The 8,994-nt window shown below is 74.4% G+C and carries 9 protein-coding genes; all 9 read right to left on the reverse strand.

The window, feature by feature from the left end:
• Window positions 1-9: 9 nt before the first annotated feature.
• Window positions 10-942 (reverse strand): DUF5954 family protein, encoded by a 933-nt coding sequence (locus ABGB11_RS40925; protein ID WP_347641012.1) that lies wholly within the window; start codon window positions 940-942, stop codon window positions 10-12.
• Window positions 943-994: 52 nt separating this feature from the next.
• Window positions 995-2,053: a rod shape-determining protein gene (locus ABGB11_RS40930; protein WP_347641013.1), complete on the reverse strand. Its 1,059-nt coding sequence runs from the start codon at window positions 2,051-2,053 to the stop codon at window positions 995-997.
• Between the two features lie 183 nt (window positions 2,054-2,236).
• On the reverse strand, window positions 2,237-3,130 hold the full coding sequence (locus ABGB11_RS40935; protein ID WP_347641014.1) for a metal ABC transporter permease: 894 nt from the start codon (window positions 3,128-3,130) through the stop codon (window positions 2,237-2,239).
• Window positions 3,127-3,822 (reverse strand): ATP-binding cassette domain-containing protein, encoded by a 696-nt coding sequence (locus ABGB11_RS40940; protein WP_347641015.1) that lies wholly within the window; start codon window positions 3,820-3,822, stop codon window positions 3,127-3,129. Before ABGB11_RS40940 ends, ABGB11_RS40935 begins: the two co-directional genes overlap by 4 nt.
• Window positions 3,819-4,733 (reverse strand): zinc ABC transporter substrate-binding protein, encoded by a 915-nt coding sequence (locus tag ABGB11_RS40945; protein WP_347641016.1) that lies wholly within the window; start codon window positions 4,731-4,733, stop codon window positions 3,819-3,821. Before ABGB11_RS40945 ends, ABGB11_RS40940 begins: the two co-directional genes overlap by 4 nt.
• Before the next feature lie 159 nt (window positions 4,734-4,892).
• Entirely contained in the window at window positions 4,893-5,888 is a 996-nt protein-coding gene (locus ABGB11_RS40950; RefSeq protein WP_347641018.1) for an aldo/keto reductase, read from the reverse strand.
• A gap of 94 nt (window positions 5,889-5,982) precedes the next feature.
• Window positions 5,983-6,912 (reverse strand): NlpC/P60 family protein, encoded by a 930-nt coding sequence (locus ABGB11_RS40955; protein WP_347641019.1) that lies wholly within the window; start codon window positions 6,910-6,912, stop codon window positions 5,983-5,985.
• 253 nt (window positions 6,913-7,165) lie between these two features.
• Window positions 7,166-8,596, reverse strand: a complete 1,431-nt coding sequence (locus ABGB11_RS40960; protein WP_347641021.1) for an aminoglycoside phosphotransferase — start codon at window positions 8,594-8,596, stop codon at window positions 7,166-7,168.
• Window positions 8,597-8,598: 2 nt separating this feature from the next.
• Window positions 8,599-8,994: alpha-glucosidase C-terminal domain-containing protein (locus ABGB11_RS40965; RefSeq protein WP_347641022.1), on the reverse strand; the 396-nt coding region annotated here is incomplete at its 5' end.

Below are 8,994 nucleotides of genomic sequence, written 5' to 3' on the forward strand. Positions count from 1 at the left end.
CACCGGACTCTAACGGGGCGGGGTCCGGTCGTCCGACGGGCGGGCCGGTTCCGGACCGTCCGGGCCGACGCGGACGATCCTGGTGACGCGGACGATCCGGAACCGCCGCCCGCACGCGACGAACTCCACGCCGTCCCCCGCCTCGACCCGGTCGGCGGCCCGGGCGTACTCGGCCAGCTCGCCCGGGCTCGCCGGCGCGCACCCCTCCTGCGTCTCCTTCGGCAGCAGCACCCGGAAGTAGAACGCCAGCGCGGTGCGCGCGTCCTGCGGACCGGTGCCGCCGGTGACCTGGCACCAGTGGTCGTCGCGGTCCTCCAGGACGTCGAACCGCGGCGGCAGCAGCACCACCCCCGGATACGCCCGGACCGCGGCGGCGGCCTCGCGGCGCAGCGCGTCGGGGACGGTCCCGGCGGCGGGCAGCAGGCCGAGCAGCTCCAGCCGCAGCGCCGCGTCCGCCGGGGCGACCGGGGCGGCCGGGTCGATCCGGAACGAGCGCAGCGGCCCGGACTCGCCGTCGGTCACCCGGGCGGGCTCCGGCCCGTCGTTGCCGAACCGGGCGAAGCCGGGCACGCGGACGATCCGGTAGCGCAGCGGTCCGGCGGCGCACTCGTCGCGGGCGTCCGGTTCGCCGCCCGCCGGGGCGAGCAGGGCGGCGAGGCGCAGCATCTCCTCCCGCACCGCCGTGCCGTGCCCGCCGGCCGCCTCGCGCAGGTGCCCGCCGAGATCGGCGCGCGCCTCGCGGGGAGCCCGCGCGCTGAGCCGCAGGATCCGCCACACCCCGCCCGCCTGCTCGGCGACGCCGAACACCGGCGGCCCGAGCTCCGCGAGGCGCGGGTACGCGCGCCGCCGCTCGGCGGCCTCCTGGTCGCGGACGGCCGCCACCGGCTCCAGCTCGCCGGCGACGTTGATCACGTCGTGTCCCGGCATCCCTTCGAAGGCCATGCACCCATCGTGACGCGGCGGTGCACCTCGCGTAGCGGAAACGACCCGGGGGTCAGTACTCGGGCACGGCCGTCAGCAGATGCGGGCGCGGGGAGCCCGCGCGGGCGGACGGCTCGGGCGAGCGGGCCGAGCGCAGCACCTCCCCGGCGCCGAGCACGGCGGCGTCGCCGGTGTCGTCGCCGAGCCGCGCGTCCAGCCCGGTCCGGTCGTGGATCAGCCGCTCCAGCCCCGGCAGCCGCGCGCAGCCGCCGGTGAGGGTGACGCCGACGCCGAGCAGGTCGCCGGAGATCTCGGGCGAGCAGCCGGCGAGGCCGGCCCGGATGGCGTCCACGATCCGCGCGACCGGCCCGGCGATCGCGCGGCCGACGTCGACGGTGGTGAGCACCAGCCCGCGCGGCATGCCGGTCGTGATGTCGCGGCCGTTGACGACGGTCTGCCGCACCGGGTGCCGGCCGAGCGGCGGCACCGCGCCGACCTCCAGCTTCGCGGCCTCCGCGGCGGACGGCGAGAGCACCACGCCGTGCTCGCGGCGGACCTGCGCGACGATGGCACGGTCCAAGGCCGACCCGCCGATGGGGGCGGTGTGCGAGGAGACGAGGCCGCCGAAGGAGATGACGCCGACGTCGGTGAGGTCCGCGCCGATGTCGGCGATCACGGTGATCTCGGACCGCCCGGACGAGGTGAGGCCCATGCCGATGGCGGCGGCGATCGGCGTCGGCACGAGGGTGAGGCGCCGCGCCCCGGCCTGGAAGGCGGAGAACTGCAATGCCCGGTAGTGGACGGACGTCATCCCGCTCGGCACGGTGACGACCAGCCGGGGACGCGCCGTGTAATGGCGCCGGTGGTGGCGGCGGACCAGGTGCCGCATCAGGTATTCGGCCTCGTCGGTCTCGGTCGGCGCGCCCTCGCGGATCGGCCGGACGAGGGTGACGTCCGGGTTGCGCCCTGCCATGTCCCTGGCGGGGGAGCCGAGGGCCAGGATCCGCCCGGTGTGCCGGCACCGGGCGAGCAGCGACGGTTCCCGGCACACGACGCCGCGGTCCCGTACATGCATCCGCACGGTCGTGCTGCCCAGGTCGATAGCGGTGTCACGGCCCGCGAAAGCCCACATCGCGCCCCTTCCAATCGCCCCGTAAGTCGCAAGCGCCCGGATCATTCCCGTGCCGGTCGCCGCGATGCCCACGCCCGGGTAAGCGAATCGCAAGGTCCCGGCGAACGCGGGTCCGGCATATCCGGAACGGCGGCTGGCGGGCGGTGCCCGCCGGGCGCACCGGGCCGGGCGGGCACCAAGAGATCATGTGGGGACGGTGTCGAGCCGGGCGGCGCCGCGCCGCCCGGTCCACCCGCGCCGCGCGCGGACGGCGCCCGCCGCGCGGCAGGCGCCGTACAGCAGGAACGAGACCGTCGTGACGTACGGGCTGATCGGGATGCTGGAGCCGATCGACAGCAGGATGCCGCCGACCACCGACACGGTCGCGAGGACCGTGCTCAGCACCGGCACGAGTACCGGCGACGCGGTGACCCGGACCGCCGCCGCGGCCGGGGTGCAGATCAGCGCGAGCACCAGCAGCGCCCCCACGACCTGCACCGACACGGCCACCGCGAGGCCGAGCACCAGCATGAACGCCGTCGACAGCGCCCGGACGGGCACGCCCCGCGCCGCCGCCACGTCCGCGTCGAGGCTCGCGAACGCCAGCGGGCGCCACATGACGGCGAGGCACACCAGCACCACCGCCGACGTCGCCAGCAGCCAGGACAGCCGGGGGGTGTCGATCGCGACGATCTGACCGGTGAGGAGGCCGAACTTGTTGGCCGACCGCCCCTTGTACAGCGACAGGAACAGCACGCCGAGGCCGAGCCCGAACGGCATCAGCACGCCGATTGCCGAGCCCCGGTCGCGGGCGCGGGCGCCGAGCACCCCGATCAGCGCGGCGGCGGCGAGCGCGCCGGCGACCGAGCCGGCCGCCACGCTCGCGCCGAGCAGCAGCGCGGCCGCCGCGCCGGCGAACGACAGCTCGCTGATGCCGTGCACGGCGAACGCGAGGTCGCGCATGACGACGAACGTGCCGGCCAGGCCGCCGACGAGCCCGAGGACGGCCCCGGCGACGAGCGAGGTGCGGACGAGCCCGAGCAGCGCCCCGTAGTCCTCGAAGTTGAAGATCTCGTGCCATATCGCGTGCCAGCTCATGCCGTCTCCCGGCGCGGGGCGGGCGACCCGGCCCGCAGGGCCGGCGCCGCCGCGGGCCGGAGCTCGCCCATGTCCAGGACGCGGTCGGCGAACGGCAGGACCGGGCCGGCCTCGTGGGTGACGAACACGACGGCCGTCCCGTGCTCGCGCCGCCTCCGGTCGGCCAGCCCGCTCACGATCCGCTGGTGCTCGTCGTCCAGCGAGGAGAGCGGCTCGTCGCAGAGCAGGACCCGCGGGTCCGACGCGAGCGCCTGCGCCACCCGCACCCGCTGCAGCTCGCCGCCCGACAGCAGGTCGAGCGGGACGTCCGCGAACGGCGCGGCGCCCACGTCCCGCAGGACGTCCTCGACCCGGCGGCGGGTCTCGCGGCGCGGCCGCCACGGCCCCCACCGGTGTCCGTCGACGCCGAGCCGCACCAGGTCGCGCGCCCGGAGCGGGGTGTGCGGCGGGACGGACCGGTGCTGCGGGACGTAGCCGACGGCGTCGCCGCCCCGGCGCGGCCGGCGCCCGTCCACCGTGACGGTCCCCGAGGAGAGCCGCTGGAGGCCGAGCAGCACCCGGAGCAGGCTCGTCTTCCCCGACCCGTTCGGCCCGACGACGACCAGGAACTCGCCCTCCGCCACGTCCAGGTCCAGTCCGCGCCACACGGTCCGCGCCCCGTAGGAGAGGGCGGCGCCGCGCAGCGCGATCACGACAGCGCCTTCTGGAGCGCGGTGATGGTGCCGTCCATCCAGGTGAGGTAGTCCTGGCCGGCCGGGAGGGTCTCGGTGACGGGCACCACGGGCACGCCGCCGTCCTCCGCCGCCCGCTTCACCTGCTCGGTCTGCGGCCCGCTCGTCTGCGCGTTGTAGACGAGCGCCTTCACCTTCTTGCCCGAGAACAGCGCCAGCGTGTCCCGCAGCACCCTCGGCGGGACGTCGTCGCCCTCCTCGATCGCCTCGCTGAACTCCTCCGGCGTCTCGTTCTCCAGGCCGGCCGCCTCCAGCAGGTGGCCGGGCACCGGCTCGGTGATCGCGACGGCCTCGCCCGCGTGCGCGGCCTTCAGCGCCGCCACCTTCCCCTCCAGGGCCGTCAGCCTCGCCTTGAAGGAGGCGGCGTTCGCGGAGAAGGCCGCCGCGTGCTCGGGGGCGGCCTCGGCGAGCGCGGCGGAGATCCGGTCGGCGAGCCGCGCGACGGAGGCCAGGTCATACCAGACGTGCTCGTTGAGCTCCTCGCCCGCCGGCGCCGTCTTCCCGGAGATCTCGACCGCGTCGAGCACCTGGGCCTTGGAGCCGGCGCCCTTCAGCAGGGTGCCCATGAAGTCGTCGTAGCCGCCACCGTTCTGGATCACGACGGCGGCCTCGGTGAGCGCGAGGCGGTTGCGGGCCCCCGCCTCGAAGGAATGCGGGTCCTGCGCGGGGTCGCTGATGAACGACGTCACCGTGACCTCGCCGCCGCCGATCCGCCGTGCGATCTCGCCGTACACGTTGGTCGAGGCGACGACGGCGACCGGCCCGCCGTCCGGCTCCGCGGCGCCGGACGACCCGCAGGCGCCGAGCCCGGCCACCGACACGGCGACGGCGGCGGCCGTTCCGAGGACGCGGGCGCGCTGAGCTGAGATCATGAAGGCTCCCGAAAACGATAACGATTTTCATATGCAACTTAGCATGGCTCGTCCTGGTAGGTCCCGTTCGTGTGCCGTCCCGGCACGTCCGGACATGCGAGAGGCCGCCGCCCCGGTTCCGGGACGGCGGCCTCTCGCCCGCGTGGTCGTCGGTCGCGGTTACCAGGCGAACGCCTCGGGGGCGGGTCCGGGACCGGGGAAGATCTCGTCGAGGGCGGCGAGGAACTCCTCCGACAGCGTCAGCCCGGCGGCCCGCACGGCGGAGTCGAGTTGTTCCCGGACGCGCGGCCCGACGATCGGGCCGGTCACGCCCGGGCGGGTGAGGAGCCAGGCGAGGCCGACGTCCCCGGGGTCGAGGTCGTGCTTGTCGCACAGGTCCTCGTAGGCCTGCAGGCGGGCCCGGTCCGCCGGGTCGGCCAGCATCTCGGCCGCGCGGCCGGACCGGGAGCGCGTGCCGCTCCCGTCGCGCTCCTTGCGCAGGGCGCCGCCGAGCACCCCGCCGTGCAGCGGCGACCACGGGATCACGCCGAGCCCGTACTCCCGCGCGGCCGGGATGACCTCCATCTCGGCGCGCCGCTCGGCCAGGTTGTACAGGCACTGCTCGCTGACCAGGCCCAGGGAACCGCGCCGGGCGGCGGCCTCGTTGGCCTGCGCGATGCTCCAGCCGGGGAAGTTGGACGAGCCGGCGTACAGCACCTTCCCCTGCTGGACGAGGACGTCGATCGCCTGCCAGATCTCGTCCCACGGCGTCGCCCGGTCGATGTGGTGGAACTGGTACAGGTCGATGTGGTCGGTGCCGAGCCGCTTCAGCGACGCCTCGGCGGCGCGGCGGATGTTCAGCGCGGACAGCCGGCCCTCGTTCGGCCAGGGCGCGTCCTCCGCGCCCATGTCGGCGTACACCTTCGTGGCGAGCACGGTCTTCTCGCGGCGCCCGCCGCCCTTGGCGAACCAGGTGCCGATGATCTCCTCGGTCCGGCCCTTGTTCTCGCCCCACCCGTAGACGTTCGCGGTGTCGAAGAAGTTGATCCCCGCGTCGAGGGCCGCGTCCATGATGGCGTGGCCGTCGGCCTCCTCCGTGAACGGGCCGAAGTTCATCGTGCCGAGGACCAGGCGGCTGACCTTCAGGCCGGTGCGGCCGAGTTGCGTGTACTCCATGGTTTCCCAGCCAAGCATCTGGAGCGTGCTCCAGGTCAAGCACGCCGCGCCCGGCCGGCGGATGCCGGCGACGGGCGCGGCGGACGGTCCCCGGTCAGAGGCCGGCGTACTTCGCCCAGGGCAGGGACTCCCCACGGTGCCAGAGGCGGTGCCGGCTTGAAATGATCTTGCGGAGGTCGGGTCGCGGCCGCGGCCCGGGCTTCGCCCTGCCGGGCGGACCGCCGGGCGTCCCGGCGGTCCGCGGCGGTGGTGCCGCCGAGTCGTCGTCGTCCGGCGCCGAGGGGCGGCCGCCGGGTGGCGCGGCCTGCTGCGCCGGGTCGGGGCGGGGGGCGATCGTCGGGGGATTGTCGGTTTTCTTGGGCAATGTAGCGGCAGGCGGCGGATTCTGGGGGGTCCGCTCCTTATCTGGCGGTTTTTGGTCCGCGCGCTTCTCCGTGCTCATTCTGTCGATTCTCTCGACGAGTTCCTTCACCGACGGCGACCATTCCTTGTAGGCCGGTGCGCCGGGCCTCACCGCGCCGGCGAACTGCCTCTTGCGCCGGGCGCCGAACTTGTCGATGCGCACGCTCGCCCCGGAGTGCGGCGCGTGCAGGAACCGGCCGTGCCCGGCATAGAGGCCGACGTGGCTGCGGCCGTGGAAGAAGACGAGGTCCCCCGGCTCGAGATCCTTCATCCTCACCTTCCTTACCACCTTGCGGTACTGCGCGTAGGTGACCCGCGGGATCTTGACGCCCGCCCTGCGCCACGCGGCCATGGCCAGCCCCGAGCAGTCGTAGCCGTGCGGGCCGTCGGCGCCCCACCGGTACGGCTTGCCGATCTGCTTGCGGGCGAACCGCATGGCCTTCTTCGCACGCTTGCGCTGCTTCGCCTCCCGCGTCCGGTACCTGTCGTACGCCTGGACCTTCTTCATGGTCACCGAGTCCAGGTGGAGGGTTCTCAGCACCGCCGGATTGACCGCCGCCAGCGCCTGCGGGCCCGCCGGGACCGCCAGCGCCAGTCCGGTCGCCGTCAGGGTGACGGCCATGCGGAGCAGCGTCTGTTTTCGGGTTCCCGCCGGGCCGCGGCCGTTATGGCCGGCGAATGCTCCGCATTCGTTTCCGTCTCGGTGCGAGTGGCGCGCGATGGACATTCCGGTGTTCTCCGTTCCCCGTTCGGTTTCGAGCAGGTGATCTCCCTGCCGAGAGTTCGGGTACCCGGGGAGCGGGCCGGAATTGGACGAGCGCGCCGATTTTACATGATCATGACGCCGAATTGGATGCGCGCTTCTATGTCTTTGATCATGCGGTCAGATGGGCCAGCGATGTCAGCGGGACGGGCAGCCAGGCCGGCCGGTTCCGCGCCTCGTACCGCACCTCGTAGACCGCCTTCTCGAATTCGAACGCGCGGATGAGCGCGGCGTGCGCCGCCGGGTCGGGCCCGCCGGCCGCCGCGTAGCCGCGGCAGAACGCGGCCCGGTTGCGCGCCGCCCAGGCGTGCGCCCGGGTCTCCAGCCACGGGCCCGACTCGGTCGGCGCCGTGCCGGCCCCGGCGATGAGGAACCGCGCCGCGTACTCGAACGAGCGGAGCATGCCGGCGACGTCGCGCAGCGGGTGCGCGGGGGCCCGGCGCTCGGCGGGCGTGCGGGCCGGCTCGCCCTCGAAGTCCAGCAGCGTCCAGCCGGTCTCGGTCCGCAGGGCCTGGCCGAGGTGGTAGTCGCCGTGGACGCGCTGCACGGGCAGCGGCTCCGCCTGCGCGGCCAGGTCGAGGAACGCCGCCGTGAGCGCCTTGGCGTGCGGCGCCAGCCGGGGCACCGCGCGGCAAGTGCCGGTCAGCTCGGCGTTCATGCGCGCCGCCATCGAGCGGACCTCGGCCGCGGGGAGGGTCGTCACGCCGAAGGCGTCCGCGAGCGCGCGGTGCACCGCGGCGGTGGCCGCGCCGAGCCGCTCGGCCTCCGCGGCGAAGTCGCCGCCGGCGGCGCTCGCGTCCAGCTCCGCCCACTCGCCGTCGCCGGGCGCCGGCGTGTGCGCGTACCAGTCGCGGACGCTCGCGATGGCGAGGCTCCAGCCGTCCGCGCCCGTGTGCAGGTAGTCCGACAGCAGCCCGAGCGTGATCGGCTCGCCGGTCCCGCCGGCGAGGGCGCCCGGATCGAGGTCGAACCAGCCGAGGACGGCCGGGGCGTGCGGGCAGCCGCCGCGGGTCAGCGCGAGGTTGACCTCCAGGTCCAGGTTGACGCCCTTGCTGAGCCGCCGGAACAGCTTGCAGATGTAGGCGTCGCCGAACAGCAGGGACGTGTTGCTCTGCTCGGAGGTGATGGGCAGGCTCGCCAGGTCCGTCCTGATCGGGGCGCCGCCGGCGCGGTGGAAGCGCAGCGGCCCGGCGGACGCCTCGCGCGCCAGCCCGTCCAGCAGGATCCGGGTCAGGTCCGGGTCGTGGGTGGCGTCGTAGAGGCGGACCTTCGCGCCGTCCTCACCGGTGGGCGCGCCGATCTCGGCGTAGCGGAGCCGGTCGGGCAGGTCGCGGCGGACGCCGAGGAGGATCTGGTAGTGGTCGGTGCCGCTGTTCTGGCGGACGTCGACGACGAGGTGGTGCAGGGCGGGGTCGCCGGGGTGCAGTTCGGTGGCGGCGGCGATGGCCAGGTCGTCGATGGGGCCGTCCTTGCCGCCGAACCACCGCTGCCGTGGCAGCCATGCGGCGAGGTGGCGGACGAGATCCGGTGCGGGCGGCAGCACGGTCAGACGCTCCTTGCCGAGCCGGGGCCGGGAGGAGCGTCCGCGCCGCCGTTCTCCGGAGGAACCAGCTGGAACCAGAAGAAGCCGTGCCCGGGGAGCGTCAGCAGATAGGGCAGCTCGCCGATGGCCGGGAACTGGACGCCGCCCATGCACTCGACCGGGGAGTAGCCCTCGAAACGGCGCAGGTCCAGCTCCACCGGCTGCGGGAAGCGCGACAGGTTGCTGACGCACAGGATCGTGTCCATCTCGCCCCACGGGCTCTCGTCCTCGGTGATCTCGCGGGTGAAGGCCAGGACGGAGGGGTTGGAGGCGGACAGTTCGACGTAGGAGCCGACGCCGAAGACGGGGTGGCGCTGCCGGATCTCGATCATTTTGCGGGTCCAGTGCAGCAGGGATCC

This window comes from Actinomadura sp. B10D3 (assembly GCF_039871695.1).
GTDB classification, from domain to species: Bacteria; Actinomycetota; Actinomycetes; order Streptosporangiales; family Streptosporangiaceae; genus Spirillospora; species Spirillospora madurae.